The following is a 14,786-nucleotide window of genomic DNA, read 5'->3' on the forward strand; positions in this document are numbered from 1 at the left end:
CGGAATCAACGTGGCCTGGGTTGGCATCAGTTGGTTAACGGTGGGGTGGGTGGGGAACCGGGTGGGGGCTTTCGTCGTCGGGGGCCTCGGCTGCCGACTGACAATTATCGCCGTCTGATATCTGTCATCTGTCAGATATCAGCTGCCAAGCGTCAGCCGTCAGGCGACCTTGTCGCACTTCTCCTGCCGGTTCGCCACCAGCGTCTGCATGTGCTCGTCCCCCCACAGCCCCAGCGGAACCAGCGCCGTGTTCAGGGACTGGCCGAGGTCGGTCAGGGAGTACTCGACCTTGGGCGGGACCTCCCGGTAGACCTCGCGGTGCACGATGCCGTCCGTCTCCAGCTCGCGCAGCTGCTGGATGAGGACCTTCTCGCTGATGCCCGCGAGGTGCCGCCTCAGCTCGCCGAAGCGCATCACCTTGCCCGAGTGCAGTGCCCACAGGATCATCGGCTTCCACTTGCCGCCCACGACGTCCACGGCGGCGTCGAGCCCGCACGCGTACACCGGCTGGCTCCCCTGGTTGCCCTCCACGTCGTGCTTCGGCATGGTCCACTCCTCTTGTCCACAGGGCCACTTGCCCCATCGACAGTACAGAGGAGATTCCCGATGAGCGTCGCCGTTCCGTGGACTTGCGCCAATGCCCGGCGCATGGCGCGGCAGTTTCTCCTGACGCCCGCGAAGCCCGGCGAGGCGGGCCCCGCGCAGGTCGTGGACGCGATGCTCGCCGCGCAGGCACAGGTACTCTCCGCCGCCGAGCTGTCGGTGGGCCTGCGCATGGAGGGCGCGACGCGGACGGACGTACGCGAGGCGCTGTGGAGCGAGGAGCCGTCCCTGATCAAGACGTACGGCCCGCGCGGCACGATCCACCTCCTGCCGGCCGCCGAACTCCCCCTCTGGACCGGCGCGCTGCCCGCCGTACCCAGCGGCCCGAACCCCTTCAAGGCCGACGCCCGGATGACCCCCGACCAGACGGAAGAGGTCGTCGCTGCGATCGGCGACGCCCTGGACGGCGCCGCGCTGACGATCGACGAGCTCGGCGACGAGGTGGTGGCACGGACCGGCCCCTGGGCCGGTGACCTGGTGATGCCCGCGTTCCAGGGCATGTGGCCGCGCTGGCGGCAGGTCATGCACCTGGCGGCCCAGCGCGGCGCCCTGTGCTTCGCGCCGAACCGCGGCCGCAAGGTGACGTACACCCGCCCGCCGGCGGTCGACGCACCCCTGGACCCCGAGACGGCGTCGGCCCTCCTCGTACGCCGCTTCCTGCACGCGTACGGCCCCGCGACACCCCACCAGTTCGCCAAGTGGGCGGCGGCTCCGACGGGTTGGGCCTCCAACCTCTTCTCGTCCCTCGCCGGGGCCGACGAGATCGAGGCGGTCACGATGGCAGGCGAGGAGGAGGGCGACGGCGGCACCGCGTCGTGGGTGGTCGCGGGCGACACGGCGTTCCCGGAGGAACCGGCACGGGGCGTACGGCTCCTCCCCTACTTCGATGCGTACGTCATCGCCTCACACCCCCGGGCCAGGCTCTTCCCCGGTCGCGCCTACGAGCGCGCGCTGGCCGGTGGTCAGGCGGGCAACTTCCCCGTCCTGCTGGTCGACGGGGTCGTGGCGGGCGTATGGCACCAGCGCCGTTCGGGCCGCCGGGTGACGGTGACGGTCGAGCCGCTGGGCCGCTTGACCGCGAGGCAGGAGCGGGAACTGGCGGGGCAGGTCGAGCGGGTGGGCGAGGTGCTGGAGGGACGGGCGGAGCTGGTGGTGGGGGAGGTGACGGTGGGGGCGCATGCGTAGCGCTGCCGGGGGCTGGTCTGCTGGTGGCTGGTCTGAAAGGGTCTGATCTGGCGGGGGCGGAGGGAGAGAGACCGGCCGCCCTAGCCCACAGCGTCCGCAGCTCCCGCGGCTCCCGCGGCTCCCGCAGCTCCCGCAGCCGCCAGCCGGTGTCGGAACCAGTCAGTCAGCGCCGCGTCCACCTCGCGGGTCCGTGGCAGCTGGGGTGCGGGATCGATGCCGGGTTCGTCGGCGAGGGGATGGGCCAGCCCAGGGATCGAGAACAGCTCGGCCTGCTTCCCCAGCGCTTCGACCAGCGCCGACGCATCGGCCCTCAGCGCCGGGTGGTCCGACTCGCCGCTCACGACAAGGAGCGGTGCCGCGCGGTCGGCGATGCGTTCCGCTCGGGCGACGAAGTCCAGGCTGTCCGCCGCCGCCTCGGACTCGGCGTCGTACGGATAGGCCTCCGGGAACAGGTCGACGACCGACCGCATCCGGATGGCGCCGTTCACCACGGCCCCGGCGAAGACCGGGATGTCCGTGTCCGCGAGAACCCGCAGCGCCACGGCTCCTCCCAGCGACCCGCCGAGCACGCCGATGGCGCCGTCGTCGACCGGCAGTTGCGTACGCAGTGAGGCCAGCGCGGCGGGGAACTCCTCGGCCGCCTGCCGGACGAACGGATGGAGATAGGACATCAGCACGTCCTCGCGGGCCAGCTCCATGATGGCGTCCGTACGGCCGTCGACCATGCGTGCCCCGCACATCGGCATCCCGAGGTGCACCCGCCACGCGGGCACGCCGTCCATCGGCAGGGCCGCGGCGAACGCGGCGTCCGACCGGGGCGCGTCCAGCATGTGCCAGGTGACGATCAGCGGTGCGGTGCCGGTGCCGGCCGGCGGCAGTGCGGTGAACGGCACTCCGGCGGCCGTACCTGTGATCGGTGGGTTCATGCCCTCACGGTAGGTCCGCGCGGCCGGCGGGCGATTGGCTATCGCCCGGAGCGAAACGCCTTCGGCCGGCTGCCGAACACGCCCCAGTCCCCCCGGGTGAACACGTCCCAGTCCCTCCGGGTGAAAGGGTCTCAGCGCTTCCGTACGTCGAAGAGATGCCGCGAGCTGTGGGCCACGAACGGCCCCTCGGACTGGATCCGCTCATGCAGTTCGCGCAGCCGCGGCCGGTACTTCTCCACGGAGAAGTCCGGCACCATCCAGATCACCTTCCGCAGGAAGTGGACGACGGCGCCGACGTCGAAGAACTCGATCCGCAGCCGCTCGGCCCGCAGGTCCACGACCTCGAGCCCGGCGGCTTCCGCCTCAGCGCGCTCGTGGTCGGGGTGGCGCCCGTTCCGTACTTCCTCGGGCTGCGGCCCGAGGAAGTACTCCACGACCTCGAAGACGCTGGAGGGCCCGACGTGCTGCGCGAAGTACGTACCGCCCGGCGTCAGCACCCGCGCGATCTCCCCGAAGTCGGCCTTCACCGGATGCCGGCTGGTGACCAGGTCGAACGCCCCGTCCGCGAACGGCAGTGGCGCGTCCTCCGGGGAGGCGACGACGACCGCGCCGCGCGGATGCAGCAGCGCGGTGGCCTTGGCGACGTTCGGCGGCCACCCCTCGGTGGCGACGGCGATCGGCGGCAGCACGGGCGCGGAGGCGAGGACTTCACCGCCACCGGTCTGGACGTCGAGCGAGGCGCGGGCCTGCCCCAGCCGCTCCCCCATGGCACGGGCGTACCCCCAGGAGGGCCGCTGCTCGGTGGCCCGCCCCTCGAACCAGGAGAAGTCCCAGCCTTCGGTGGGGGCGGCTTCGGCTTCGGCGAGGAGGGCGTCGAAGGAGCGGGGCTGCGGCGGCTGGACGGGGCCGCTGTTGCTGGTGCTGCTCATGAGCCGATCCTCGCACCGCGGGGGCTTCGGCTCACGTCAATATCCGTTGGCAGCGGCTGCCCGTGCCGACGAGAATCGCGAGGCCCACCGCACCCCGCCCACCCGAGAGGACCACCCGATGCCCGGCGCCGCCCCCGTACCCCCGACCACCCGCTCAGTGGTGGAGGCCCTGCTGCGCCGCATCGGCGAGGGCGACCCCGAGCGCATCGCCGAGCTGTACGCCGACGGGGCGGACTGGAAGCTGAACTGGCCCGAGGCCGAGCACGGCCGTCCCGCCACTCCGTGGATCCGGCACCGCTCCTCACGCGCGGACGCCGCCGCGCACTACCGCGAGCTCGCCGAGCATCACGTAGCCGAGGCGGTCGGCACGGAGGTCGAGCACGTCCTGGTGGACGGCGACCACGCGGTCGTCCTCGGCGAGATCCGCCAGACGGCGCGTTCGACGGGCGTCGCCTACCGTGCGCGGTTCGCGATGCACTTGACGGTGCTGGACGGACTCGTGACGCGCCATCACGTGTACGAGGACAGCCTGGCGGTCGCGCAGGCGTTCACGCCGCACGGCGCCACGGAGGCCTGATTCGACCCCAACTCCCGCTTATCCGGGCTTAATTAGGACACTTATAGAGTCCGATCATGAGCACATCGAGCGACGACCGAGAGCCCGTCACCTTCATCAACATCTTCGAGATTGCCGAGGAGGACGTGCCCGCCTTCGCCGAGAAGTGGGAGGAGCGGGCCGCGATCATGAGCAAGAAGCCCGGCTTCATCGATACGAAGCTGCACCGGGCCCGCGCCGCGGACGGACGCTTCCAGCTCGTGAACGTGGCCCACTGGGAGAGCGAGGAGGCCTGGGCGGAGGCCGGCGCCGACCCGGAGTTCGCCACGCGTGCGCATGCGGCGCGGGACTCCGAGGAGACTCCGGTGAAGGCGAATCCGGGCCTGTACGACGTGGTGGTCCGCTTCCCCTGACCTGACCTGACCTGCCTCAGCCGGGCGGCTGCCCGTACCCCCGTGCTCCCTGCCTCGGCAGCACGGCCCACATGCGGGTACCGCCGCCCGGCTGGCGCGCGTCCCCGAACCCCCATTCACCCCCGCAGGCACGGACCACGCAGGCGAGGACGCGGAGGGCTGCGCGGTGGCGGGTGTCGCAGTTTGCGGCGAGGCGGGGGTTCGTATGGCGTGGGTGCCCGTCGTAGACGATCACTCGCAGGGCGCCGTCGCGGTAACGGAGACTGACGTACACCTCGGCGGTGGGCGTGAACCGGCAGGCGCAGGCGGTGAGTTCACCGAGCACCTGCGCTGCCGCGTCCGTGACGTCCAGCAGGTCGTGGGCCCGCAGAATCGCCTTCGCTGCCTGCCGGGCGACCGCGGGGCTGGCGAGGCCGGCGGGGAGGGTGAGGCTGTAGGCCAGGCTTTCTGCGGAGGGCGGCGGGACTGGCCCCTTCGTCGGTACGTCGAGCTGAAGCTGATCGGGGCAGGCTGTGACGACTGCGGGCATGGCTGACTCCCTCGTCTGACGGGTGAGTTACTGCCGCGCGACCGGTGGCCTGTCTCCCTGACGCGCGCCTGCCCCTCCCAGGGAGGGAGCTTCTGGGCAGGCTCGCGCGATGCGCTTCCGGCTGGGCGGTGCGTGATTGTGGCGTTACTTAACGTAAGAGAGCCGGGGTCACGGTGTCCATGACTTTGGAGATAATTACCCCCACCGTGCTGGACCCGCCCTCTCTGCGGCGGGCAGACTGAGGCCACACGGCACGAGAAGGGGCGGCATGGCAACCAGAACCACGCCTACTGAGCGGCAGAAGCGACTGGGGGCCGAGCTCCGCAAGATGCGCCTCGCGGCCGGCCGCACCACCGAGTACGCCGCCGGACTGCTCGGCATCGACCGGACCAGGCTCTCCAACATGGAGTCGGGCATCCGCCCCTTCTCCCCCGAGCGCATCCGCACGCTGGCCTGCAACTACGCCTGTGCGGACGCCCGTTACGCCGATGCCCTGGTCGACATGGCCGAGAACAAGGAGCGCGGCTGGTGGGAGAAGCACCGGGGCACGCTGCCGTCGGGCTTGCTCGACATCGCCGAACTGGAGTGGCACGCCGCACGTGTACGCACCGTCCAGGTCATGCACGTACCCGGCCTGCTCCAGACCGAGGAGTACGCCCGCGCTGTCTTCGCGGCTGTCCTGCCGCCGCTGAGTCGGCTGGAGATCGAGCTGCGCGTGACCAACCGCATGGACCGGCAGCAAGTCTTCGACCGCCGGGCTTCTTTGCCGTACGTCGCGTACGTGCATGAGGCCGCGCTGCGCATGCCGTTCGGCGGCGCGGAAGTAACGCGGCAGCAACTGGTGGACCTGGCCGCCAGGTCCGAGCACGAATCCATCGACGTACGCATCGTCCCCAACACGGCAGGCGGATTCCCGGGGGCGGGCCACGCGCTGCTGCACGCGGACGGGCCGGTGCCCCAACTCGACACAGTGCAGCTGGACTCCGCGCATGGGCCGGAATTCACCCACGCCGAGGCTCAGCTCACGAAGTACCGTTCCCATCTGGACTGGATGGACGAGGCCTCGCTGCCCGCTGCGGCGTCCCGCGATCTCATCCACAAGGTCGCACGCGAACACTAGGGGAGAGACCGTGCCGAGCATCAGCTGGGAAGACCCGTACTGCGGCGAGGGAAACAACTGCTTCCGCCTCGGCACGGACGGCGAAGGCAACGCCTATATCGCCGTGGCAGGCCAAGAGGACCGCTGCCTCACCGACACCGAGGAAGCCCTGCGCACCCTCATCCGGGAGATCAAGGCGGGCAGGGCGGATCACTTGCTGTAACGGCGACTTCGGCACCCGGCGACTTCGATCGGCGCCGGGGCCGCCCGGCCTCTCTGAGGTTGGCGGTTCCGGGGTGGGAGTCAAGGGCGCTCCTCCGTCGCGTCGGCTGCGCCGATTCCGCTCCGCTCCACCCTTGACACCCACCCCTCCACCGCCGGTGAACGCATGACCGAGCGGCCCAGGGGTGAGGCTCACGGGGGGTGTGGGCGGTGTCTTTGGTCTCGTGCCGGGTGCGGACTTGTTCGAAGCAGGCACCGCCGGACGGGAGGGCGGGCGGCAAACGGAAGAGCCCCGGTGGGGGCAAGGCTTCGTGCCGCCTGCGGACTAGTCCGAAGCAGGCACCGCCGACGGGCGAGACGGGCCGGGATGCGCGGCCGCTCCGGGGACGGGCCCCGGCTTCGTCAAGCGTCTACCGGCCGACGGACCGACCGGGCCCGACCGACCGGAGCTTCCGGGGCGACCGGCAACCCACCACCGAGAAACAGAAGGAAAAGCGGGGCCGGGTGGGACTTTCCTCCACCCCGCCCCTCCGACACCCGCCTCCGCGCAGGCACAGCCCTGCAATAGAGGGGCACACGCTGGCGGCAGTACGCCCAACACACGCCGCAACCCAAGAAAATCCCAGAAGCCCCTGACCGCGAGCCCGCCCCGGCAGGACGGGGACCCCGTCGACCGCTTGTGTTTGCGGAGGTCGTAGGCGAGGGGGTGGGGGGGAAGTAGGGTCCCCCAGCCTCGGCAGGCACCCGCCCTCCTCGGACGGTCCCCTCCCCCCTCGGACGGCCGGACCGCAATAAGTCCCGCCGAAAGGCCGTGAACTGGGGCGCGGCGCGGGACTTTCCCCGAACCCACCCCGTAAGACCACCCGGCCCACCTCTATCCGCTCTCCCCGTAAGGCACGCGCCGGAAGAACCAGCCGGTCCGCACCCGCTTGACGAAGCCGCGCCCCATTCCCGAACTGGCCCGCGCACACCCCCGCCGCTGGGCCGGAAACGGCCTGCCGGGCGGCGCCTTCTCCATGTGAGCGAGGCCCGACGAACCAGTCCGCACCCGGCAGGAAGACCGGTCCCGCCACCGGAGCCAAGCCGGTCTGGCGGGCCGCACCTTCGCCGAATGGGCGAGCTGCACCGAACCAGTCCGCACCCGGCAAGAGACCTGTCGCTGCCGCCGGAGCGAAGCCGGTCTGCCGGGCCCCGCCCCTCCCAGCGGGCGGTGCCCAGCACGAACTGGTCCGCACCCGGCAGGAAGACCGGGCACACGATGGGCCCTCCCCGTGAGTCCCCTCCCGTGGCCGCCCGGTCAGAAAGGTCTCTGCGGTGGAGGCGGGCCTGTCAAGGGTGGAGCGCAAGCGGAATCGGCGAAGCCGACGCGACCGAAGGGAGCGCCCTTTACAGGGGCGCCGGAACCGCCACACTCCGCAGAAGCCGGGCGGCCCCGGCCACCATCGAAGGCACCGGCCCACCCCAAGCAACCGCCCCTACCCAGCCCCACCCAGCGACCGAGCCCCAAACGAACAAGTCCGCAGACGGAACAACGACCGGCCCAGGCACCGGGGCGGAGCCGGTCTGGCGGGCGGCCCTCCCCGCCTGACCGAGCCGCTCCGAACCAGTCCGCACCCGGCACGAAGACCGAACCGCCCTACCGGACCTCCCCGTGAGCCCCCTCCCCTGGGCCGCCCGGTCAGAAAGGTCTCTGCGGTGGAGGTGGGCCTGTCAAGGGTGGAGCGCAAGCGGAATCGGCGAAGCCGACGCGACCGAAGGGAGCGCCCTTTACAGGGGCGCCGGAACCGCCATACTCCGCAGAAGCCGGGCGGCCCCGGCAACGATCGAAGGCACCGGCCCACCCAAAGCAGCCGCCCCTACCCCGGCCCCACCCAGCGACCGAGCCCCAAACGAACAAGTCCGCAGACGGAACAACGACCGGCCCAGGCACCGGGGCGGAGCCGGTCTGTCGGGCGGCCCCTCCCCGCCTGACCGAGCCGCTCCGAACCAGTCCGCACCCGGCACGAAGACCGAACCGCCCTACCGGCCCTCCCCGTGAGCCCCCTCCCGTGGCCGCCCGGTCAGAAAGGTCTCTGCGGTGGAGGCGGGCCTGTCAAGGGTGGAGCGCAAGCGGAATCGGCGAAGCCGACGCGACCGAAGGGAGCGCCCTTTACAGGCACGCCGGAACCGCCATACTCCGGAGCACCGGGCGGCCCCGGCCACCATCAACGACACCGGGCCACCCAAAGCAGCCGCCCTACCCAGCCCCACGCTGGGCCTCCACCCATGCCAGAGACGGCAGTTCAGCTCAGGTGGGGGCGGGTGGGCGGGTGGGTGGGGGGCATGACGGGGCCCCGGGCTCAGGGCACTGCGTCCCCGGCCCAGTGCGCAACGCGCCGCCCCTAGCACCGCTTCCCCGCCGGAGCCACGCGGAGTTCGGCAAGAGGTAGCTTCAGGGTCTGGTCGTCGGTGGTGCGGGAAGGCTTGGCGCTGCTTCCGCGGTCCCAGAGGACTACCGTTCCGCCGGAGTCTCCGAGCATGAGGTAGCGGCGGGACGGGTCGAATTCGCCTCCCTGCACGGGAAGTTCGGCCGGATCGACGCCCTTCAAGGGCTTGACGCAGACCCATTCCGGGTCGATTCCGTAGTACGTGGGCGGTGTCTTGCCGCTCGCGGCCACGCGCCGCGCCTCGGTGCCGGACCACCTGGCGTCGTCCAGGATGTTGGAGCCGGCCGTCACACACGAGGCCACCAGGCCGAAGGCGATCGCGAAACCGAACGCCTGGCGGTTCTCCACCGCCAGATGGTGATGCCGAAGGTAGCCGTACACAGCGGGCCCGACCAGCAGGATCAGGACCAGCACACCCCACCGAAGCGCCGCAGCAAGCTGCCAGTGCACCGGCACGCCCACATCCCCCAGGCTCACGCCGAACGCGTCCAGATAGGCAAGGTGGACGAACGACCCGATTCCGGGAAACACGCCGAACACCAGAGGCAGCAGGGCCGGAAGCACCCACGGAACCCACGTCTGCCACGTCCGCTGCCGGATGAACAAGTAGAGGCCCTGGGCGACCGCGGTGACACCCGCCAGGAGCACGATCAGCCAGAAGCCGCTCCAGTCGGCGACAACCGCGGTCCCGGCGCCGAGGGCAAGCATGGACGTACTCGCGCCGCAGATCAGAAGCGTGTCCTTGTACGTCCCCTCACCCTTCCCGCGCTGGTTGCGCACGAGCATGACGCACCACACGCAGACAGCCGTCAGACCGAGGACAGCGGCAACCATCAGGAAGGGGATCCCGCCGAGCAGTGCGTTGGGCACGAACGCCCCGCTCAGGAGCGCCACGGCACACAGATGCGCCAGGCGCCCCTCATTGATGCGGCTGGCCCACTTCATCCCCCAGGCGGTCTCGGGGTTCTTGGCGACGCTTCGCACCCTGATGCCGGGAGGCGCTGGTGTCACTCCCGGAAGCGGATGGCGTGCGAGACGCAGCGCCTCCGCCTCGGTCGACGCCCACACTCCGCGTTCCGTGTCACGCAGGCGTGCGCTGGTGGCCGTGCGGCGGACCCGGCGCCAGGCCCAGTCGGGCACGTGGCGAGGCGCTGCGGTCGGCATCTCCACGTACGAATACCACAAGGCACGGTTCCTGCTGTCGGGCTGCAGGCGGTCGGCCACCCGTACGTTCAGGTCCAGCCGACGCTGCTGGCCGACCCGCACCACGGCGAGCCGCGCCCCACGTACTGCCCCTCTGTACGCACCCGGAACCCGTATCTCCACCGTGTACGGAACCACGGACAACTGCCGCCCGGTGGGATGCTCCGGCTGCTCCAGGATCGCCCAGCCTTGCTCTGCGCATGCCGCCTCGAACGCCTCGCAGTCGGTACGCAGGCCGTTCACGCTGAGCAGCACGACGACCCGGTGGGCAAAGTTGGTCAACTGGTCAGTCCTGGCCCCCGGATGGGGTCGTGCCCGTGTCCGCTCCGGAGCCCCTCGGGAAGGACACCTCCACGCGGCGGTTCTTCTTGCGGCCCTCCTCGGAGCCGTTGTCCGCGATCGGGTAGTCCTCGCTGTAGCCGCGTACCGCGTACGTGACCTCGGGACCCAGGTAGCTCGCCAGCTTGTCGTGTACCGCCTCCGCTCGGTCGCGGGACAGCTTCTTGCCGTGCGCGTACGAGCCGAGGTCGTCCGTGAAGCCGAACACCCTGACGTTCGTCGCCTTCTGCGCCTTCGCCTCCTCCGCGATCGCCTTGATCCGGGCGTTCGCCTCCGGATTCAGCTTGGGGCTGTCCTTGGGGAACAACACCTCCGCCTGCAGCGCGAACTTGACGTCCGTGTTCGTGTCCTCGCGGCGTTCCTCCCCGCCGAGGTCCTCGACGACGGACTTGATGTCCAGGACCTTCGCCGGGGCGAGGGTCGCGCCGTCCGCCAGTTTCAGGCCGGGGCTGTTGGAGTCGACCTCCTGGGGCGGCGTGGAGGTCGTGCTGTCCGGGGGCGCGCTGGGATCTTCGTCATCGGCGTGGGCCGTGCCGCCGGCCAGGAGGATGAGCAGCGTGAGGGTTGCCGCTGCGGCGAGGGATCGTGAGTGGGCCGTGGTCATGGTCACTCGCCCTCGGTGAGTTCTATTGCGGCAGGGGGCATTCCGCCCACCTGGAACGACACCTTGTTCGTACCGTCCGGCGGGGCCGGGAACTGGGCAAACCAATCAACCGTCTTGCCCGAGTCGATGCCCCCCTCGAACTTGGTGCAGAGACAACGTCCAGTGGTATCGCGCAGAACCAGGTACCGCTTCTTCCCTTGCTCGTCCACCAGGCTGGCGCCAGCTATAGAACCGCCGTTCTTCTGCAGCTCCTGCTCGTCCCCTCGCCATTGACCACCGGTCCAGAGGCCTCCAGACGTGTTTGTCACCTGGCCTGAAACGGTGAGGAATCCGCCTTCATCACGTTTGGCGGAATTGATGACGAGAGTCACGCCGTCTCCCTTCGACTCAGCCAGAGTCTGGTCGACAGCAGGAGCCTGCGACTCGTTCTCCTTGACCTCGTCGTCCTTTGCTGAAGCGGAGGACTTGGAATCCTTGTCGGACGTGTCATCGTCCCCACCACCACCGCAACCGGCGACCGTGAGGACCAGCCCAGTAGTGATCGCCACAGCGGTCATTGCCCTGCGCGTCTTCATGGTGCGCCGAATGTTCATCGGTACGACTTCCTTCTTTCGTCGATCGCTCATCAGTCAGCCAGGTGAACGGAGAAGAGGGTGGACGCGTCCGGTAGATCATCCAGCCTGAAGTCGTCCGGATCGATCTCGAAGGAATCGCCGCCGTCGCAGTCGAATTCCACGACCTTCTCGGGGTCTGCGGAAGGAGCGACATCGCAGCGCGGCTTGATGATGGCCACCGCCTCTGCCCTGGCGTGCTTGGACTCCGTGCCCGGAATGATCGAGTCGCCGACGGTGTAGTTGGTCTCGACCTTCGCCCAGAAGCCCGGATAGCCGTTCAATCCCTCCGGGCCGAATCCGATGACCTTCGAGTCGTTGTCGCCGGCCAGCGCCTCCGCCGCACCGCGAGCGCCGTCACCGGTGAACTTGTCGCCGTCGAGCCAGTCGATCCATTCATCGCCCTCGCCGATGGACTCCCCAAGCCCGTCGATGAGTTCGTCTCTGGCGTCCTGCGCCGCCGCCAACGCCGCTGCGTCGGCGGCCGATTGTGCGCCATTGCGTGCGGATGCGGCCTGGGCGAACGCGAAGAACGCGAACGCAACAAAGAGCAGAATCCCCGTCATCCAGATATAGATGGGGAGGGTCTGCCCACTGTCGTTGCGAAATCGGCTGCGCCCGGTCACCCGCCCCCGATGACGTTGTTCACCGCATTGCCGATCGCCGTGGAGATCTTGTTGTCCAGTGCGAGACCGTCGATCAACGTGTAGATCCCCGCAATCAAAATCATCAACCCCGCATACTCCACAAACCCAGCCCCCGCATCCCGCTCCCTCCCCCGCATACGGGAACCCACGGTCACGGTCCAGTCGACCCAGACTCTGAGTACGCGATCCTTCAGCACGACGGCCCCTTCTCTCCCACCCGATACACGCACCACGCGCACCACACGCACCGCTATACGCGCTCTTGGCAACGTACGCGAGATCATGTGACCCGACAGCCACTCTCCGCAACCAATGCCGCTTCAGTCGCGGAAGTTGGCGAGTTCCCTTCCCTGGTCGCGAGGTCATCACGCATCTGCGTTTCACGACTTCCCTCCCCTGAACTCGTCCTTCGCAGAGAGCAGTTGGGACCATCGAGCGACTGTCCCACATCTCGTTGCAGCCGCGAAGAGTTTTCGCCCAGGAACCCGCCCAGGAACCCGCACAGGAACCCCTCACTTCCCCAGAATCGAGCCGAAGTCCGACCCCGAGCCCAGGAACATCCCCGCCGCGATCAGAATCATCGTCGCCGGGAGCATGAAGACCAGCGTCACCATCGTTGCCTTCGGGATCGTCTTCGCCGCCCTGCGGCGGGAGTTCTGGGCGTCCGTGCGGCGCATGTCCGTTGCCAGTTGGATCAGCGTGTCCGCGATGGGGGAGCCCAACTCCTCGCCCTGTTGCAGTGCCGAGACGAATTGGGAGACCTGTTCCGACGCGTTTCTGCGGCGGAGTTCGTCGAAGGCCTGGCGGCGGGAGACGCCCATGTCCATCTGGCGGAGCGTGATGCGGAGTTCGTCCGCCCAAGGGCCCTCGTACCGCTCCGCCACCCGGTCCAGCGCCTGGCGGAAGCCGAGGCCCGCCGAGACCACCACCGCCAGTACGTCCAGGAAGTCCGGCAGCGTGCGGTCGATCACCTCTCGGCGTTCGCGGATCGCCTGCCAGATGAGGGCGTCCGCCGCCGTCACGCCGAAGGCGAACGTCAGGAGGCCGAAGAGTGGCGAGCCGTTCGTGAAGAAGACCAGGCCCATCACCAGGCCGAAGACCCCGTACACCGCCCTGCGTGCCGCATAGCGGTCGATCGTCAGGCCGCCGGGGTTTCCCGCCATGTCGATCTTGCGGCGTTTGGCGTCCACCCGTTTCGGGCCCATCAGGCGCAGCACCAGGGGCGCGAACCGCATGCCCATGCGGTCCACCGCCGAGCCCGCCGTCGAGACGCGGGTCGCGCCCACCTCCAGGGCGATCGCCAGGTCGGACGGGAGCTTCACCTCCGCGCGGTACATGCGGATGCCCTGGCATACGCCCGCCACGGCCAGGCCCATCACACCCGCCAGCGCCAGAGTCACTGCCTGCACCTCAACTCCCCTCCTATACCTCGATCTTGCCAAGGCGTCTGATCACGAAGAAGCCCACCGCGTACAGGCCCAAAGCGATCAGGATCAGCATCTGGCCCACCGGTGAGCCCGTCACCCGCTCCAGCGCGCCCTCATTGGAGGAGTTGATCAGGAGCAGTGAACCAAGACCCAGCAACGGGACCGTGAACGCCGTCGCGTGGACCTCCGACAGCATCGTGCGGACCTCCCTGCGCGTCTCCTTCCTGTCCTCCAGCGTTTGCGTGAGGTTGCGGAGAGAGTTGACGACCGAGCCGCCTGCCTTGTTGGACAGCACCAATGTCGTCACCAGGACCACCAGTTCACGGGACGGGAGGCGTTCCGCCAGTTCGCCCAGGGTGTCGTCCACCGAGCGGCCCAGGCTCAGTTGGTCCGCCACCATGGAGAGTTCCTCGCCCGCCGGCGCGTCCAGTTCCTCCGCCGCCATCGCCAGCGATGTACGGAGCGCCAGGCCCGCCGCCGTTGCGTTCGCCAAGATGCGGGCCACGTCAGGGAGTTGCGCGATGAACGCCTCTATTCGTTTCTGGCGCTGCCAGTTGAGGAACACCACCGCGCTCCACACCGCCACCACGCCCGCGATCGGGCCGAAGAACGGGGCCAGCGTCGCCGCCGCCATCAGCCATAGAGCGGCGACGACTGCCACGACGTACACGAAGAATTCGCCTGCCGTCAGGTCCAGTCCCGTCGCCGAGAGGCGGCGGTGGATCGAGCGGCCCAACCGGGTACGGCGCAGGCGGCGGTCCACCGCCGAGAAGCGTCGGCTGCGGGCCGGGGGGCCGCCTTCGCCCGCTCCGGGGCCGATCGACAGGCGGTCGACCAGCGCCTGGCGCTGCGCGCGGCCCGACGCGAACGCGTGGACACCGGCCACGGCCAGCGTGCAGGTCAGGATCGTCGCGCCCAGGGCCAGGAGGGCTGCCTTGTTCTCCATCAGGTCGCGGTCCTTCTCGTACGCCGGTAGGCCGTAGTCCTTCTCGTACGCCGGCAGGACATGGTTCCTCCCGTACGCCGGCAGGACATGGTTCCTCCCGTACGCCGGTAGGCCGTAGTCC

Annotated in this window: 16 protein-coding genes; 5 read left to right on the forward strand and 11 right to left on the reverse strand. The window is 69.5% G+C overall.

Going from position 1 to position 14,786, the window contains the following annotated elements; genetic code table 11:
* Positions 1-159: 159 nt before the first annotated feature.
* Positions 160-546, reverse strand: coding sequence for a helix-turn-helix domain-containing protein (locus ACIBKX_RS20755; RefSeq protein ID WP_363271747.1), 387 nt, complete (start codon positions 544-546; stop codon positions 160-162).
* A 60-nt stretch (positions 547-606) separates the two neighbouring features.
* Between ACIBKX_RS20755 and ACIBKX_RS20760 the strand changes: the two genes are divergently transcribed.
* The gene (locus ACIBKX_RS20760; RefSeq protein WP_363271748.1) at positions 607-1,788 is read left to right on the forward strand and encodes a winged helix DNA-binding domain-containing protein; all 1,182 of its coding nucleotides are present in this window, start codon (positions 607-609) and stop codon (positions 1,786-1,788) included.
* Between the two features lie 80 nt (positions 1,789-1,868).
* Here ACIBKX_RS20760 and ACIBKX_RS20765 read toward each other — a convergent pair whose 3' ends face one another.
* Positions 1,869-2,714, reverse strand: a complete 846-nt coding sequence (locus tag ACIBKX_RS20765) for a prolyl oligopeptidase family serine peptidase (RefSeq protein WP_363271749.1) — start codon at positions 2,712-2,714, stop codon at positions 1,869-1,871.
* 131 nt (positions 2,715-2,845) lie between these two features.
* Positions 2,846-3,643 carry a class I SAM-dependent methyltransferase gene (locus tag ACIBKX_RS20770; protein ID WP_363271750.1) on the reverse strand — a complete coding sequence of 266 codons (798 nt, stop codon included), beginning with the start codon at positions 3,641-3,643 and terminating at the stop codon, positions 2,846-2,848.
* 118 nt (positions 3,644-3,761) lie between these two features.
* Here ACIBKX_RS20770 and ACIBKX_RS20775 point away from each other — a divergent pair, with 118 nt between their 5' ends.
* Both ACIBKX_RS20775 and ACIBKX_RS20780 read left to right on the forward strand, forming a co-directional pair.
* Complete coding sequence (locus ACIBKX_RS20775; RefSeq protein WP_363271751.1) at positions 3,762-4,220, forward strand: nuclear transport factor 2 family protein; 459 nt, start codon at positions 3,762-3,764, stop codon at positions 4,218-4,220.
* 56 nt (positions 4,221-4,276) lie between these two features.
* Positions 4,277-4,612, forward strand: a complete 336-nt coding sequence (locus tag ACIBKX_RS20780) for an antibiotic biosynthesis monooxygenase family protein (protein ID WP_363271752.1) — start codon at positions 4,277-4,279, stop codon at positions 4,610-4,612.
* Positions 4,613-4,628: 16 nt separating this feature from the next.
* Here the strand turns inward: ACIBKX_RS20780 and ACIBKX_RS20785 are convergent, their stop codons facing one another.
* Positions 4,629-5,141, reverse strand: coding sequence for an ATP-binding protein (locus ACIBKX_RS20785; RefSeq protein WP_363271753.1), 513 nt, complete (start codon positions 5,139-5,141; stop codon positions 4,629-4,631).
* Positions 5,142-5,409: 268 nt separating this feature from the next.
* Between ACIBKX_RS20785 and ACIBKX_RS20790 the strand changes: the two genes are divergently transcribed.
* A complete protein-coding gene (locus ACIBKX_RS20790; RefSeq protein ID WP_363271754.1) occupies positions 5,410-6,261 on the forward strand; it encodes a helix-turn-helix transcriptional regulator in 852 nt (283 codons plus the stop codon).
* Between the two features lie 10 nt (positions 6,262-6,271).
* The gene (locus ACIBKX_RS20795) at positions 6,272-6,463 is read left to right on the forward strand and encodes a hypothetical protein (protein WP_363271755.1); all 192 of its coding nucleotides are present in this window, start codon (positions 6,272-6,274) and stop codon (positions 6,461-6,463) included.
* 2,380 nt (positions 6,464-8,843) lie between these two features.
* Here the strand turns inward: ACIBKX_RS20795 and ACIBKX_RS20800 are convergent.
* From ACIBKX_RS20800 to ACIBKX_RS20830, 7 genes are all read right to left on the reverse strand, one after another.
* Positions 8,844-10,373 carry a hypothetical protein gene (locus ACIBKX_RS20800; RefSeq protein WP_363276012.1) on the reverse strand — a complete coding sequence of 510 codons (1,530 nt, stop codon included), beginning with the start codon at positions 10,371-10,373 and terminating at the stop codon, positions 8,844-8,846.
* 4 nt (positions 10,374-10,377) lie between these two features.
* Positions 10,378-11,034, reverse strand: coding sequence for an OmpA family protein (locus ACIBKX_RS20805; RefSeq protein ID WP_363276011.1), 657 nt, complete (start codon positions 11,032-11,034; stop codon positions 10,378-10,380).
* Positions 11,035-11,036: 2 nt separating this feature from the next.
* Complete coding sequence (locus tag ACIBKX_RS20810) at positions 11,037-11,627, reverse strand: hypothetical protein (protein ID WP_363276019.1); 591 nt, start codon at positions 11,625-11,627, stop codon at positions 11,037-11,039.
* A gap of 32 nt (positions 11,628-11,659) precedes the next feature.
* Positions 11,660-12,271 carry a pilus assembly protein TadG-related protein gene (locus ACIBKX_RS20815; RefSeq protein WP_363276010.1) on the reverse strand — a complete coding sequence of 204 codons (612 nt, stop codon included), beginning with the start codon at positions 12,269-12,271 and terminating at the stop codon, positions 11,660-11,662.
* The gene (locus tag ACIBKX_RS20820) at positions 12,268-12,489 is read right to left on the reverse strand and encodes a hypothetical protein (protein ID WP_363276020.1); all 222 of its coding nucleotides are present in this window, start codon (positions 12,487-12,489) and stop codon (positions 12,268-12,270) included. Before ACIBKX_RS20820 ends, ACIBKX_RS20815 begins: the two co-directional genes overlap by 4 nt.
* A gap of 315 nt (positions 12,490-12,804) precedes the next feature.
* Positions 12,805-13,701, reverse strand: coding sequence for a DUF5936 domain-containing protein (locus ACIBKX_RS20825; protein ID WP_399375850.1), 897 nt, complete (start codon positions 13,699-13,701; stop codon positions 12,805-12,807).
* A 13-nt stretch (positions 13,702-13,714) separates the two neighbouring features.
* Positions 13,715-14,665, reverse strand: a complete 951-nt coding sequence (locus tag ACIBKX_RS20830) for a type II secretion system F family protein (protein ID WP_363276009.1) — start codon at positions 14,663-14,665, stop codon at positions 13,715-13,717.
* Positions 14,666-14,786 lie beyond the last annotated feature (121 nt).

The organism is Streptomyces sp. NPDC050658 (assembly GCF_044457025.1).
In the GTDB taxonomy this organism is placed as follows: domain Bacteria; phylum Actinomycetota; class Actinomycetes; order Streptomycetales; family Streptomycetaceae; genus Streptomyces.